This is a genomic window from Mycobacterium cajalii (assembly GCF_045809005.2).
Classification (GTDB): Bacteria; Actinomycetota; Actinomycetes; order Mycobacteriales; family Mycobacteriaceae; genus Mycobacterium.
This window is the reverse complement of record NZ_CM141436.1, coordinates 2,694,193-2,708,316: the sequence shown is the minus strand read 5'-3', so window position 1 is coordinate 2,708,316 and position 14,124 is coordinate 2,694,193. Positions and strand designations below refer to the sequence as shown.

The window sequence follows — 14,124 nt, the reverse complement described above, 5'->3', positions numbered from 1 at the left end:
CGGGTTAACAATGGCTCACAATGATCGACGTGACAGCGTCCAACCACGCCGCGGCGCAGTTTATGGCAAGTGGCCACACATCTTTGATGCATGGTTGGGTGCCCGTCACCGCCCAGGTCCTCGCCGCCGCGGTCCTGACGCTGGCCGCCGGCCGGCGATCGCGGCGCTGGCGCACGGTGTGGCTGCCGGGGGCGGTGCTGCTCGGCGGCGCCGCGGCTTATGCGACGCACTGGTACCTCTCCGACCGCGGTCTTTCCAACGACCCGGCGCCGTCGTCGGTATGGGTCTGGATCGCGCTGACGGGGACGGCTGCGGCAGTGCTCCTGCTGGGCTGGCGCACCGCGCGCCGCTGGCGACGCGGCGCGGCGCTGGCCGCCGTGCCCTTGTGTCTGCTCAGCGCCGGGCTGGCGGTCAACCTGTGGGTCGGCTACTTCCCCACCGTGGAATCCGCGTGGAACCAGCTCGTTTCCGGCCCGCTGCCCGACCAGACCGACCAGGCCACGGTCACCGCGATGGCGGCCAAAGGCACCCGGCCGCCGCACGGCAGCGTGCTGCCGGTGACGATCCCCGCGGTCGCATCGCATTTCAAGCACCGCGGTGAGCTCGTCTACCTGCCGCCGGACTGGTTCGCCACCAGCCCGCCACCCAAACTGCCGACGGTGATGATGATCGGCGGACAGTTCAACACGCCCGCGGACTGGACGCGTGCGGGCAACGCGGTCAAGACGATCGACGAGTTCGCGGACGCCCATGGCGGCAAGGCCCCCGTGCTGGTTTTCGTAGATTCCGGCGGCGCGTTCAACAACGACACCGAGTGCGTCAACGGCGTGCGCGGCAACGCGGCGGACCATCTCACCAAAGACGTAATCCCCTTTATGGTCTCGACGTTCGGCGTCAGCCCAGACCGCTCGCACTGGGGCGTCGCGGGCTGGTCCATGGGCGGCACCTGCGCCGTCGATCTCACCGTGATGCACCCCGAGATGTTCAGCACGTTCGTCGACGTCGCCGGCGACCTCGCCCCCAACGCCGGCAGCAAGGCGCAGACGATCGCCCGCCTGTTCGGCGGCAACGCCGACGCCTGGGCGGCATTCGACCCCACCACGGTGATCACCCGCCACGGTCCCTACAGCCGCGTGGCCGGGTGGTTCGCGATCTCGTCGGAGGGCCCGTCGACACCGCGCCGTGGCGTGGCGATCACCGACACCGCCGCCATGCGTCTCGCCGGTCGCAACGCCGCGGCCAACCCCACCAACCAGACCGCGGCCGCCTATTCGCTGTGCGCGCTGGGCCGCGCCAACGGGATCGACTGCGCCGTGGTCCCCCAGCCGGGCAGGCACGACTGGTCGTTCGCCGACCGCGCTTTCGCGGCGGCGCTGCCCTGGCTGTCCGGCCACATCGGCACCCCCGGCGTGCCGCGGACACCCTTTCCCGGCACCTCCGGCGCCGCCGCGCCCAACGCCCCGGTGGTGGTCCCGGCCCAGCGTTCCAGCGGCGCCACCAATTAGCGGCCGCGATCGCATGCCCGACGAACCGGAAACCACGGCCGACACCGGATACGACGACGCCGGTGTGCCCACGTTCGACTCCGTCCGGGACAAGATCGAGGACCGCTACGCGAGATCGCTGGGCGCCGCCGAACTCGACGCCGAGTCACCCGAGGGGCGGTCGGTCGAGGAGCAGTACGCCCAGCGCGCCCGCGCGGCGGCCGAGCGGGTGGCCCAGATCCGCGAGTCGATGCGCGACGACGAAGACCTCAGGCCGTGACTTTGCGCCGGCGGCCGGGTCGCCGCGGGGTGCGGGCGACGACCTCGGCGAGGAACTTGCCGGTGTAGCTTTCCGGGACCGCGGCGACGTCCTCCGGAGTGCCTTGCGCGACAACGGTTCCGCCCTCCGAGCCGCCCTCAGGGCCCATGTCGACGATCCAGTCCGACGTCTTGATCACGTCCAGGTTGTGCTCGATGACGATGACGGTGTTGCCTTTGTCGACGAGGCCGTTGATGACGTTCAGCAGCTTGCGGATGTCGTCGAAATGCAAACCGGTGGTGGGTTCGTCGAGGATGTAGATGGTCCGCCCGGTCGAGCGCTTCTGCAGTTCCGCGGCCAGCTTGACGCGCTGCGCCTCCCCGCCGGACAGCGTCGGCGCGGGCTGGCCGAGCCGCACATAACCCAGCCCGACGTCGACCAGCGTGCGCAGGTAGCGGTGAATGCCGCTGATCGGTTCGAAGAACTCCGCGGCTTCCTCGATCGACATGTCCAGCACTTCGGAGATCGTCTTGCCCTTGTAATGCACCTCGAGGGTTTCCCGGTTGTACCGGGCGCCGTGGCACACCTCGCAGGGCACGTACACGTCGGGCAGGAAGTTCATCTCGATCTTGATCGTGCCGTCACCGGTGCAGGCCTCGCAGCGGCCGCCCTTGACGTTGAACGAGAACCGACCGGGCTGGTAGCCGCGGACCTTCGCCTCGGTGGTGGCCGCGAACAGGGTGCGGATCTTGTCGAACACCCCGGTGTAGGTGGCCGGGTTGGAGCGCGGGGTGCGGCCGATCGGCGACTGGTCGACCCGCACCAGCTTGTCGAGGTGATCCAGCCCGGTGACCCGGGTGTGGCGGCCCGGGACCTGCCGGGCGCCGTTGAGCCGGTTGGCCAGCACCGCGGCCAGGATGTCGTTGACCAGGGTGGACTTGCCCGAGCCGGACACACCGGTGACGGCCGTCAGCACACCGAGCGGAAAGTCCACGTCGATGCCGCGCAGGTTGTGCTCGCGGGCGCCGACGACGGTCAGCTGGCGCTTCCGGTCGACGGAACGCCGCAGCGCGGGGATCTCGATGCTCTCCTTGCCCGACAGGTAGGCACCGGTCAGCGACTCCTTGTTGGCCAGCAGCTCGGCGTAGGTCCCGCTGTGCACGATCTGGCCGCCGTGCTCACCGGCCCGCGGGCCGATGTCGACGACCCAGTCGGCGTGGGCGATGGTGTCCTCGTCGTGCTCGACCACGATCAGCGTGTTCCCCAGATCCCGGAGGCGGGTGAGGGTTTCGATGAGGCGGCGGTTGTCGCGCTGGTGCAGCCCGATGGACGGCTCGTCGAGCACGTAGAGCACCCCCACCAGGCCGGACCCGATCTGGGTGGCCAGCCGGATGCGTTGCGCCTCACCGCCACTCAGCGTGGCCGCCGCGCGTGACAGCGACAGATACTCCAGTCCGACGTCGAGCAGAAAGCCCAGCCGCGACTGGATCTCCTTGAGCACCTGCCCGGCGATCGCCTGCTCGCGCGGACCCAGGGTGAGCGCGTTGAGGAAATCCGAGCAGTCCGAGATCGACAGCTCACACACCTCGGCGATGGACTTCTTGCCACGGTCCCCGGCGGCCAGCGAGACGGCCAGGATCTCCGGCTTGAGCCTAGTGCCCTCGCACTCCGGGCAGGGCACGTCGCGCATGAAACCCTCGTAGCGCTCCTTCATCTGCTCGGACTCGGTCTGGGCCATCTTGCGTTGCAGGAACGCCAGCACGCCTTCGAAGTCGGCGTAGTACGAGCGGGTGCGGCCGTACCGGTTGCGGTAGCGCACGTGCACCTGATGGTCGGAGCCCTCCAAGATCGCCTTGCGCGCCTTGGCCGGCAGCTTGCGCCACGGCGTGTCGACGTCGAAGCCCAGCTCCTCGCCGAGGCCGGCCATCATCCGGGTGAAGTACTCGGCGGTGTGGCCCGCCGACCACGGCGCGACCGCTCCCTCGGCCAGGGTGCGCTCCGGGTCGGGGATCACCAGATCGGGGTCGACCTCCTTGCGGATCCCCAGGCCGCTGCACTCGGGGCACGCCCCGTAGGGCGAGTTGAACGAGAACGACCGCGGCTCCAGGTCGTCGACCGCCAGCGCGTGGCCGTTGGGGCAGGCCAGCTTCTCGGAGAACCGCTGCTCGCGGTGATGATCGGGCTCGTGGGCTCCGTGATCCGGAAACTCGAGCACCACGATGCCGTCGGCCAGGTTCAGCGCGGTTTCGACCGAATCGGTGAGCCGCTGCTTGGCGGTGGCCTTGACGGTGAGGCGGTCCACCACCACCTCGATGTCGTGCTTCTCCTGCTTCTTCAGCTTCGGCGGATCGGTCAGCGGGTGCACCACGCCGTCGACCCGGACCCGGCTGTAGCCCTGCGCGTTGAGCTTCTCGAACAGGTCGGCGAACTCGCCCTTGCGGGTCCGCACGACCGGGGCCAGCACCAGGAACCGGGTGCCCTCGGGCATCGCGAGCACCTGGTCGACGATTTGCTGCGGGGTCTGGCGGGCGATCCGCTCGCCGCAGACCGGGCAGTGCGGCGTGCCCGCGCGCGCGTACAGCAGCCGCAGGTAGTCGTACACCTCGGTGATCGTCCCGACCGTGGACCGCGGGTTGCGGTTGGTCGACTTCTGGTCGATAGACACCGCCGGGGAGAGGCCCTCGATGAAATCGACGTCGGGCTTGTCCATCTGGCCCAGGAACTGGCGGGCGTAGGCCGACAGCGACTCCACGTAGCGGCGCTGCCCCTCGGCGAAGATGGTGTCGAACGCCAGCGACGACTTGCCCGACCCGGACAGCCCGGTGAACACGATCAGCGCGTCGCGGGGCAGGTCGAGGTCGACGCCGCGCAGGTTGTGCTCACGGGCGCCCTTGACGATCAGGCGGTCAGCCACGCTGCCCCTCTCAGTGGAACCGGTACTTGCCTTGAAGCGCTTCTTGCGCACGGCGCATTCCATGCTAGGTGCCGGTACCGACAAGTACCCGGGGGCCAGCAACGCGGGGCGCGCGACGAACTTGTGGGGTGACTGTTCGTTGATCTTGATTGGCGCCCCGTCAGGGGATCACCGTCGGTCCAGTGCCGATCGGACGCCGGTGTGCCCGAAGTCGTCGCCTTTCCACAGCAGCGGCTCGCGTCGGTCGATCGCCAGGGCATAGGAAAGGCAATCGCCGAAGTTCAAGCCTGCGGGGTGGCCGCTGCCTTTCCCGAAGTCCGCGTATGCCCCGCGGGCCAGGCGGGCCTGGCGCTCGGTCACCGGCTCGACGATGAATTCGGCTTCTCCGATGAGGTCGTCCAGACCTCTGCTGATGACCGGGTCACGCTGGGAGTCCAGGACTATCCCGCATTCGAGATAGCTGGCCGCAGACATTCTGCGTGCGCCGGCGGTGGCTATGGCCTCGGCGTAGACCGCGGCGTCGTCCTCTTCCCGCAGAATCGCGATGATCGCCGACGTGTCGACGATCACGCCGGCAGTCCTCGCTCGTCGTACAGCAGAGCGCCGTGGTCGAGCCGCTTGGTCGCGGCGCTCATCCGGCTGGCGGTCTTGTGGCCGATGGCCAACAGTCGGGTGGCCAGATCGTCGCTCTGCAATCTGGTCAGACGCTCGTTCACCGCAATCGCCACCGCCTGAGCTTGAGATTCACCAGTGATTTCCGCAATCTGCTTGACCGCCCGGTGGACTGACGGATCTTTAATGTTCAACGCCATATTGGTACCCTTCTACCCTTGTGATGGTACCAGCGTCACCGAACACGGCCGGTGCGGCGCTCAGATCGATGAGGAATCGCCGGCGGCGTCAAACCCGCCCAGATCGGGATCGCGGCCCGCACCAAGTGGTTCGGCGGAAACGTCGAGAACGCGCTGAAGGCCGCGGGCATCAAAACGGTCGACCTGGCCAGAACTCAGCTAGAGGGGCGCAGTGGCCCCGCGCGTGGTTGAGTCGTGCCGACCCGCGATCGCGGCCCGAGTGGATCGCCAGGAGCCCGAGGACCGCCTCTGTGACTGGTAATTCTATTCACGACCGGACACAGAGGGACCAGTGTCAACCCTCAGCAACTGTATTGGTGTCGCACACCAGTAACGTGGCGCACATGACTGTCCCAAAGCAGCCAAGCGACAACTACACCGGACACGTCGACCCCGGTACCGCCGCCCGCCGCACGCTGCCGGGCGCCACGATACTCAAGGCATCGGTCGGCCCCATGGACAACAACGCCTACCTGGTGACATGTTCCGAGACCGGTGAGACCCTGCTGATCGACGCCGCCAACGACGCCGACGACCTGATCGCGCTGGTCCACAACTACGCCCCGAAGGTGTCGCTGATCGTCACCAGCCATCAACACTTCGACCACTGGCAGGCCCTGGAAGCCGTGGCCGCCGCCACCGGCGCGCCGACGGCCGCCAACGAGATCGACGCCGGACCGCTGCCGGTCCAACCGGACCGTTTGCTGGCAGGCGGCGACACCGTGCAGATCGGCAAGCTCACGTTCGACGTCATCCACCTGCGCGGCCACACCCCCGGATCGATCGCGCTGGCCCTCGACGGGCCCGCGACCGGCGGGGTGACGCAGCTGTTCACCGGCGACTGCCTCTTCCCGGGCGGCGTGGGCAAGACGTGGCAGCCGGGCGACTTCACGCAACTGCTCGAGGACGTCACGACGCGCGTGTTCGACGTGTACGACGACTCCACCGTGATCTACCCGGGCCACGGCGACGACACCACCCTGGGTGCGGAGCGCCCACACCTGGCTGAATGGCGCGAACGCGGCTGGTGACGCCGCGGGCGTGTCCCGGGTGCGCCCCACGACCGCAGTCCGTGCAGCAGCGCCGCCTTTCCGCACAGGGCCATTGACATCACGGCCCCGAAGGTGCGGTTGACGCAACCCGGAGCCCGGGCGGCGTTCACCGGAAAGTCGTGTCCCCGCGGCGATCCACCCACCCCGAACGTGCCTCCCACATCCGGCGATCGGTCGCCGGTACGTTACCGACCAATACCGGTTTGCCCGTGGCCACGCAGCCAAGGAAAGCGGTCGCGGCCGAGTGATGGGGGGCGAAGAAGCTGAATTTTGCCGCGTTACCGCCTGAGATCAATTCCGGGCGCATGTACGCCGGAGCGGGGTCGGGGCCGATGATGTCGGCCGCGACGGCCTGGGACGGTTTGGCCGCGGAGATGCATTCGGCGGCGGCCTCTTCAGGTCGGTGGTCTCCGGGCTGACTCGTGGACCGTGGCTGGGTCCGGCGTCGGTGTCGATGGTGGCCGCGGCGACCCCTTATGCGACATGGCTGAGCACCACGGCAGAGCAGGCCAAGCAGGCCGGCGCTCAGGCCAGATCGGCGGCGGCGGCCTACGAGGCGGCGTTCGCCGCAACGGTGCCGCCGCCCGTGATCGCGGAGAACCGGGCGTTGTTGATGTCGCTCGTGGCGACGAACATTCTCGGCCAGAACACCCCGGCCATCGCGGCAACCGAAACGTAGTACGGCGGGATGTGGGCGCAGGATGCGACGGCAATGTATGGCTACGCGAGCGGGTCGGCGGTCGCGTCGACGTTGACGCCGTTCAGCCCACCCCCGCAGACCACGAACCCAGCCGGGGCGGCCGTCCAGGCCGCGGCCGTCGGTCAGGCGGCCGGCGTGTCGGCCGCGGCCCCGAGCGCGAGCGCCTTGTCGCGGCTCGTCTCGACCGTGCCCACCTTGCTGCAAAACCTCGCTTCCGGAACCTTGTCCCTACCCTCGGCGACCGATCTGCTGAATTTCTCCAGTGGCGCGACTTTCGTGGCCAGCGGGGTGTTGTTCATCCTGGGGCCGGCCCTGACGGGACCGGTGAAAGCCGCGTTGCCGGCCGCGGCCGCGATTGGCCCGGGACTGGGCCCGGCCAGCGGCGCTGATGAGCGGTGGGGCGCCGGGCCTGGCCGGCACCGCGGTGTTGGCCGGCGCCGGCCGGGCGGCGTCGATCGGCGGGATGTCGGTGCCACCGGCGTGGGCAACGGCGGCGCCCGAAATCGGCCGGGCAGCGACGGCGATGCCGCAACCCGCCCTGGCCGGTTTGACGGAGTCCCGGGTGGACGGCCTGCGACCCGGGTACGGCGGGATGCTGCCGGGCGGTCTCATGGCGGTGGCGGCGGCGGGCGCCGGCGGCGCGGCGGGCGGTGGCTGGGGGGCCACCCGCGGCGGCGGGGCCGGACAATCTCCGCGCCGGGACCGCGCAACCCGGCGATGCGCCGCGCTTCCGCTACATCCCCCCGCCCACTGTGTTGCCGCCGGGTGCTCGCGAGACGGACCTGAACGCGCCTCCGGCGGGCCGGGCGATTCGCCCGGGGGGTCAGGGCGCCGAGATGGCGATGGAGCGCGAAGTGCTGATGCGCTCCCTGGCCCTGGGGCCCGGGACACGATTGGGCGGTGAGCCGCCGGGTGGCGGCGTACCGGTTACGACGTGGTGTGCACGATGAGGACGTCGACCTTGGCCCGGCGGGACACGTTGGCCGGCACCGAACCTAGCAACCGCCCCGCGATGGTGCTCAGGCCGACGTTGCCGACGACGAGCAGGTCGGCCTTCTCCTCCTCGGCCAGGTTCACCAGGGCGTCGACCGGGGCGCCGACGATCGGCCGTTCGTCGACGTTCTTGGCGCCGGCCGCGTGTGCCCGCTCCTTGGCATCGCGCAGGATCGCATAAATCGGCGCGGTGCCGGACACCTTGTAGCTCTCCGCCCCCAGGGCGTCGGCGGCCCGGGCGTCCTGATGTTGGGGTAAATACGCCGACGCGATGATCAACTTGGCGTCGGCCCCGGCGAGTTGCGCCGCCCGGTCCACCGCGCGCATCGACGAGTCCGAGCCGTCAGTTCCTACCACCACGACCTGATAGGCGCCCATTTACCCTCCCATTTCCGGTTGGTCAGCCAACCAATGACAGTATCGCGTTTGCCCATTCCACAGGGAAAAGATTCCCGCCTCAGCGTGGCGTGGCGTGACCAGCGTTTGCGGGCCCGTGCCGGGCCGACGGACAATTTTCCGTGATGACCAATCGTGAAATGTTCATCCCGAATGCGGGAAGCCTTGGATTACCGGCCTTTTCGCCAATTCCGCCCCCCGCGGCGGGTGCGCTCGGTGACCAGCCCGTCAGGCGCGCCCTACAGTGAGAAGCGTCATGTCCATGCACACCCTTGAGCAGCGCGTTCCGGAATCCCCCGGGGCCGCGGGGGCCCCGGCGGGCGCCCCGCCGCGCGGCAGGTTGCTCGACCCGTGGGCGATCGCCGTGCTGGCCGCCGTCGTCAGCGCGGCCTGGGCGTGCCGGCCTTCGCTGTGGTTCGACGAGGGAGCGACGATCTCGGCGGCGGCGAACCGGACGCTGCCCGAACTGTGGCGGCTACTGGGCCACATCGACGCCGTGCACGGCCTGTACTACCTGGTGATGCACGGCTGGTTCGCGATCTTCCCGCCGACCGAGTTCTGGTCGCGGCTGCCCAGCGCGCTGGCGGTCGGCGCCGCCGCCGCCGGCGTCACGGTCTTCACCAGGCAGTTCACGCCGCGGGCGACCGCGGTGTGTGCGGGTGTCGTGTTCGCCATCCTGCCGCGCATCACCTGGGCGGGCATGGAAGCACGCTCCTACGCGTTCGCGGTCGCCGCGGCCATCTGGCTGACCGTGCTGCTGGTCGCCGCCGTCCGCCGCAACAGGGCGCGGTTGTGGGTGGGATACGCCCTGGGCCTGGCGGTGTCGATCCTGCTCAGCCTCAACCTGGTCCTGTTGGTGCCGGTGCACGCCATCGCGCTGCCGCTGTTGGCTCCCGGAGGGGCCCGCAAGTCGCCGGCCATCCGCTGGGCCGTCGCCTCGGCCGCCGCGGTGGGACTGACGACACCGTTCCTCGCGTTCGCCCACGGCCAGGTCTTCCAGGTCAACTGGATCTTCCCGGTCAGCTGGCATTACGCCTTCGACATCGTCCTGCGGCAGTACTTCGACCACAGCGTGCCCTTCGCGGTCCTCACCGCCGTGCTGATCGTCGCGGCGATCGCGGCGCGGCTGCGCGGCATGCCGGCCCCGGCGGGCGAGACGCGCGGACTGCTGCTGCTGTGCGCGGCGTGGGTCGTCATTCCGACCGGGCTCGTCGTCGTGTACTCCGCCGTCGTCGAACCGATCTACTTCCCGCGCTACCTGATCCTCACCACGCCGGCGGTGGCCGTCATCATCGCGGTCTGCATCGTCACGATCGCCCGCAAACCGTGGCCGATCGCCGGGATGGTGCTGCTGTTCGCCGTCGCCGCGGTGCCGAACTACCTGTTCGTCCAGCGCTGGCCCTACGCCAAAGAAGGCTGGGACTACAGCCAGGTGGCCGACCTGATCGGCTCCCATGCCGCACCCGGTGACTGCCTGATGGTGGACAACACCGTGGGGTGGCGGCCCGGGCCGGTCCGCGCCCTGCTCTCCACCCGGCCGGGGGCATTCCGGTCGCTGATCGACGTCGAGCGTGGCGCGTACGGGCCCAAGATGGGCTGGCTGTGGGACGGGCACGTCGCGGTGTGGCTGACGACGGCCAAGATCAACCAGTGCTCCACGATCTGGACCATCACCAACAAGGACGGTTCACTGCCGGATCACCAGGCCGGGCCCTCGCTGCCGCCGGGCGCGTTCGGGCACGCCCCGGCGTATCGCTTCCCGGGCTACCTCGGGTTCCACATCGTGGAGCGCTGGCAGTTCCACTACTCGCAGGTGGTCAAGTCGACCCGCTGACCTCCGTCCCCGCGAGCGTGCGCGTCGGTGCGGGGACACGCCGGTGCGGCTGACATTGTGCGCACGCTCGGCCGCGGCGTCGGTCAGGCCGCGCGCCGGGAGGCGCGATACCCGGAGATGACACCGGCGGCGCTGAGCACGGTGAAGACCGTGAACAGCCACCGGGCGGCCACCACGCCGCCGCCGTGGGCGGTGTTGACGACCACGCCGGCCAGGCCGGCGCCGAACGCCGCCGCGACGAGCTGCACGGTGTTGATCGCGGCCGCCGCCGCGCCGCCCTCGGCCGGGTCGTCGACCGATTCCATCGCGCGCACCGACAGATGTGGCCAAGCCATCCCGATCCCGATCCCGGCGACGAGCAACCCCACCGCCCACCACGCGGCGATGCCGGCCGAGGCGTCGGCGCGCTGGGTGAGCGCACCCAGCGCCAGACCCGCGGCCACCACCACGGGTGCGGCCACGATCACCCGCCCGACCGCCCGCGGATCGTTCAAGGAGGCGCTGACGATCTCGCTGACCGTCCAACCGAACGCCAGCGCCGCTCCCAGGAACCCGGCCACCACCGGCCGCAAATGCGCCAGTTGCTGACCGAACAGCGGCACGTAGGTGTTCACCATCGCGGCGGCCATCAGCCCCGCCATCGCCAGGTACACCCACTTCAACGGCCCGCGCCCGAACACGCTGGGAGGCAGCACCGCCGCCCGCGCCCGCCGGTCGACGACCACGAAGCAGACGGCCAGCCCCGCCCCCGCGACGAGCAGGGCCGCGGTCGCACCGACGTCGCGGGGGATCTGCGCGACGCTGACCGCCAGCGCGGCCGCCCCCAGGATCAGCAGCGACCACACCGGCACCTTCAGCACCTGCGTTGCCGCGGCGCGCTCCGCGCGCGCCGCGGCCAGCGCGGCCGGAACCAGCGCGGCCATGAGAGCGCTGAGCACCGCCATCGCCACGAAAGCCCACCGCCACAGGCCGAACTGTGCGAAGAGGCCGCCGGTGGCGGGACCGACGACGGTGGCGACGCCCCACATCGCCGACACCAGCGCAGAACCGCGGCTCCACAACGCGCGTGGCAGCGCCGCGTTGATGACCGCATAGCCGAGCCCCGCCAGCAGGCCACCGGCCACCCCTTGCAGGGCGCGCCCGGCGATCAGCACCGCCATGTCGGGGGCCGCCGCGCACACCAGGCTGGCGACGGCGAAGACACCCAGCCCGGACAGGTAGGAGGACCGCGGACCGACCCGCAGCAGGATCGGGTTGACCACGGTGGCGGCGACCACCGACCCGACCAGGTACAGCGTGGTCACCCACGCGTAGAGGCGGGCGCCGCCGATCTCGGCGACGGTGTTGGGCAGCAGGCTGCTGGTCAGGAACTCGTTGGTGGCGTACAGCGCGACGCCGCCGGCCAGCACAACCGAGGTCCCCAGATACCTGCCGCGCAGCAGGTCCCGCCACCGGCCCGCGACGGCTGCCGTCTCGGTCACTTGAGACCGGCGGCGTCCATCCCCCGCAGTTCCTTTTTCAGGTCGGCGATCTCGTCGCGGAACCGGGCGGCCAACTCGAACTGCAGATCACGCGCGGCGGCCATCATCTGGGCGGTGAGGTCCTTGATCAGGTCGGCCAGCTCGGCGCGCGGCATGTTGGCGGTGTCGCGGCCCTCGAAGACGCCGGCGCTGACGGCGCGACCGGGCTCGCCCTGGGCGCGCCGCCCGCGGGAGGAGTTGCGGCCCGACCCCCCGATCCCGACATCGGTGTCGTCCGCCTCGCGGTAGACCAGGTCGAGGATGTCGGCGATCTTCTTGCGCAGCGGTTGCGGGTCGAGGCCGTGGGCCTCGTTGTAGGCGATCTGCTTGGCCCGCCGCCGTTCGGTCTCGTCGATGGCCTCCTTCATCGAGTCGGTGATCCTGTCGGCGTACATGTGCACCTCCCCGGAGACGTTGCGGGCGGCGCGGCCGATCGTCTGGATCAGGCTGCGCGACGACCGCAGGAACCCCTCCTTGTCGGCGTCGAGGATGGCCACCAGCGACACCTCGGGCAGGTCGAGACCCTCCCTCAGCAGGTTGATGCCGACCAGCACGTCGTACTCGCCGAGCCGCAGCTGGCGTAGCAGTTCGACGCGGCGCAGCGTGTCCACCTCGGAGTGCAGGTAGCGCACCCGGATTCCCATCTCGAGCAGGTAGTCGGTGAGGTCCTCGGCCATCTTCTTGGTCAGGGTCGTCACCAGCACCCGCTGGTCGGCGTCGGTGCGTTTGCGGATCTCGCCGATCAGGTCGTCGATCTGGCCCTTGGTGGGCTTGACCACCACCTTGGGGTCCACCAGGCCGGTGGGGCGGATCACCTGCTCGACGAACTCGCCGCCGGACTGGCTCAGCTCGTAGGGCCCGGGCGTGGCCGACAGGTACACCGTCTGCCCGATCCGGTCGGCGAACTCCTCCCAGGTCAGCGGCCGGTTGTCGACCGCCGAGGGCAGCCGGAACCCGTATTCGACCAGGTTGCGCTTGCGCGACATGTCGCCCTCGTACATGCCCCCGATCTGCGGCACGGTCACGTGCGACTCGTCGATGACGAGCAGGAAGTCCTCCGGGAAGTAGTCCAGCAGCGTCGCCGGCGCCGAACCCGCCGGCCGGCCGTCGATGTGGCGGGAGTAGTTCTCGATGCCGGAGCAGAAACCGACCTGGCGCATCATCTCGATGTCGTAGTTGGTGCGCATCCGCAAGCGCTGGGCCTCCAGCAGCTTGCCCTGCCCTTCCAGCTCGGCGAGCCGCTCGGCGAGCTCCTCCTCGATGGTGGAGATCGCCTGGGCCATTCGCTCGGGACCGGCCACGTAGTGGGTGGCGGGGAAGATCCGCAGCGAATCGACCTGGCGGATCACCTCCCCGGTCAGCGGGTGCAGGTAGTAGAGCGCCTCGATCTCGTCGCCGAAGAACTCGACCCGAACCGCCAGTTCCTCGTAGGAGGGGATGATCTCCATCGTGTCGCCGCGCACCCGGAACGAGCCGCGGGTGAACGACAGGTCGTTGCGGGTGTACTGCACGTCGACCAGCAGCCGCAGCAGGGCGTCCCGGGCCACCTCGGTGCCGACCTCCAACTCGACGGAGCGGTCCAGGTAGGACTGGGGGGTGCCCAGGCCGTAGATGCACGACACCGACGCGACCACCACCACGTCGCGGCGCGACAACAGCGACGACGTCGCGGAGTGCCGCAACCGCTCCACGTCGTCGTTGATGGAGCTGTCCTTCTCGATGTAGGTGTCGGTCTGCGCGATGTAGGCCTCGGGCTGGTAGTAGTCGTAGTACGACACGAAGTACTCGACGGCGTTGTGCGGCAACATCTCTCGCAGCTCGTTGGCAAGCTGGGCGGCCAGTGTCTTGTTCGGCGCCATCACCAGTGTGGGCCGTTGCAGTCGCTCGATCAGCCAGGCGGTGGTCGCCGATTTGCCCGTGCCGGTGGCGCCGAGCAGCACCACGTCCCGCTCGCCGGCCCGGACCCGGCGCTCCAGCTCGTCGATGGCGGCCGGCTGGTCGCCGGCCGGCGAGTGGGGGCTGACCACCTCGAAGCGCGCCCCGGTCCGCACCACGTCCTCGACCGCACGGTATTCCGAGTGCGCGACGACCGGATGCTCGGTAGCAAATGCCATGCGTCCA

10 protein-coding genes and 1 pseudogene are annotated in these 14,124 nt (G+C 69.8%); 5 read left to right on the top strand and 6 right to left on the bottom strand.

Translation table 11 applies throughout. The features are described 5' to 3' along the window. Positions 1 to 20: 20 nt before the first annotated feature. Both ACJ512_RS12965 and ACJ512_RS12960 read left to right on the top strand, forming a co-directional pair. Complete coding sequence (locus ACJ512_RS12965) at positions 21 to 1,505, top strand: alpha/beta hydrolase (protein ID WP_407687900.1); 1,485 nt, start codon at positions 21 to 23, stop codon at positions 1,503 to 1,505. 13 nt (positions 1,506 to 1,518) lie between these two features. Next, complete coding sequence (locus ACJ512_RS12960) at positions 1,519 to 1,764, top strand: hypothetical protein (RefSeq protein WP_407687899.1); 246 nt, start codon at positions 1,519 to 1,521, stop codon at positions 1,762 to 1,764. On the opposite strand, the gene uvrA is transcribed toward ACJ512_RS12960, so the two are convergent. From uvrA to ACJ512_RS12945, 3 genes are all read right to left on the bottom strand, one after another. Further along, positions 1,754 to 4,657: an excinuclease ABC subunit UvrA gene (uvrA, locus tag ACJ512_RS12955; RefSeq protein WP_407687898.1), complete on the bottom strand. Its 2,904-nt coding sequence runs from the start codon at positions 4,655 to 4,657 to the stop codon at positions 1,754 to 1,756. The two genes, ACJ512_RS12960 and uvrA, sit on opposite strands and share 11 nt — an antisense overlap. A gap of 168 nt (positions 4,658 to 4,825) precedes the next feature. Beyond that, the gene (locus ACJ512_RS12950) at positions 4,826 to 5,227 is read right to left on the bottom strand and encodes a type II toxin-antitoxin system VapC family toxin (RefSeq protein WP_407687897.1); all 402 of its coding nucleotides are present in this window, start codon (positions 5,225 to 5,227) and stop codon (positions 4,826 to 4,828) included. Further along, entirely contained in the window at positions 5,224 to 5,469 is a 246-nt protein-coding gene (locus tag ACJ512_RS12945) for a type II toxin-antitoxin system VapB family antitoxin (protein ID WP_407687896.1), read from the bottom strand. Before ACJ512_RS12945 ends, ACJ512_RS12950 begins: the two co-directional genes overlap by 4 nt. Before the next feature lie 383 nt (positions 5,470 to 5,852). On the opposite strand from ACJ512_RS12945, the gene ACJ512_RS12940 reads away from it, so the two are divergent. Both ACJ512_RS12940 and ACJ512_RS12935 read left to right on the top strand, forming a co-directional pair. Further along, complete coding sequence (locus ACJ512_RS12940) at positions 5,853 to 6,539, top strand: MBL fold metallo-hydrolase (protein WP_407687895.1); 687 nt, start codon at positions 5,853 to 5,855, stop codon at positions 6,537 to 6,539. A 284-nt stretch (positions 6,540 to 6,823) separates the two neighbouring features. Next, positions 6,824 to 8,164: pseudogene (locus ACJ512_RS12935) on the top strand (PPE family protein). A gap of 23 nt (positions 8,165 to 8,187) precedes the next feature. Here the strand turns inward: ACJ512_RS12935 and ACJ512_RS12930 are convergent. Further along, complete coding sequence (locus tag ACJ512_RS12930) at positions 8,188 to 8,631, bottom strand: universal stress protein (RefSeq protein ID WP_407687894.1); 444 nt, start codon at positions 8,629 to 8,631, stop codon at positions 8,188 to 8,190. Between the two features lie 274 nt (positions 8,632 to 8,905). Here ACJ512_RS12930 and ACJ512_RS12925 point away from each other — a divergent pair, with 274 nt between their 5' ends. Then, a complete protein-coding gene (locus ACJ512_RS12925; RefSeq protein WP_407687893.1) occupies positions 8,906 to 10,483 on the top strand; it encodes a mannosyltransferase in 1,578 nt (525 codons plus the stop codon). 83 nt (positions 10,484 to 10,566) lie between these two features. On the opposite strand, the gene ACJ512_RS12920 is transcribed toward ACJ512_RS12925, so the two are convergent. Both ACJ512_RS12920 and uvrB read right to left on the bottom strand, forming a co-directional pair. Beyond that, entirely contained in the window at positions 10,567 to 11,964 is a 1,398-nt protein-coding gene (locus ACJ512_RS12920) for an MFS transporter (protein ID WP_407687892.1), read from the bottom strand. Next, entirely contained in the window at positions 11,961 to 14,117 is a 2,157-nt protein-coding gene (gene uvrB, locus ACJ512_RS12915) for an excinuclease ABC subunit UvrB (protein WP_407687891.1), read from the bottom strand. The genes ACJ512_RS12920 and uvrB overlap by 4 nt, the downstream gene beginning before the upstream one ends. Positions 14,118 to 14,124 lie beyond the last annotated feature (7 nt).

Excerpts from the sequence above, each read along its gene's own strand:
- ACJ512_RS12960 (WP_407687899.1), top strand. The coding sequence starts at position 1,519 with ATGCCCGACGAACCGGAAACCACGGCCGACACCGGATACGACGACGCC.
- ACJ512_RS12940 (WP_407687895.1), top strand. The coding sequence starts at position 5,853 with ATGACTGTCCCAAAGCAGCCAAGCGACAACTACACCGGACACGTCGAC.
- ACJ512_RS12930 (WP_407687894.1), bottom strand. The coding sequence starts at position 8,631 with ATGGGCGCCTATCAGGTCGTGGTGGTAGGAACTGACGGCTCGGACTCG.
- uvrB (WP_407687891.1), bottom strand. The coding sequence starts at position 14,117 with ATGGCATTTGCTACCGAGCATCCGGTCGTCGCGCACTCGGAATACCGT.
- ACJ512_RS12925 (WP_407687893.1), top strand. The coding sequence starts at position 8,906 with ATGTCCATGCACACCCTTGAGCAGCGCGTTCCGGAATCCCCCGGGGCC.
- ACJ512_RS12965 (WP_407687900.1), top strand. The coding sequence starts at position 21 with ATGATCGACGTGACAGCGTCCAACCACGCCGCGGCGCAGTTTATGGCA.
- ACJ512_RS12945 (WP_407687896.1), bottom strand. The coding sequence starts at position 5,469 with ATGGCGTTGAACATTAAAGATCCGTCAGTCCACCGGGCGGTCAAGCAG.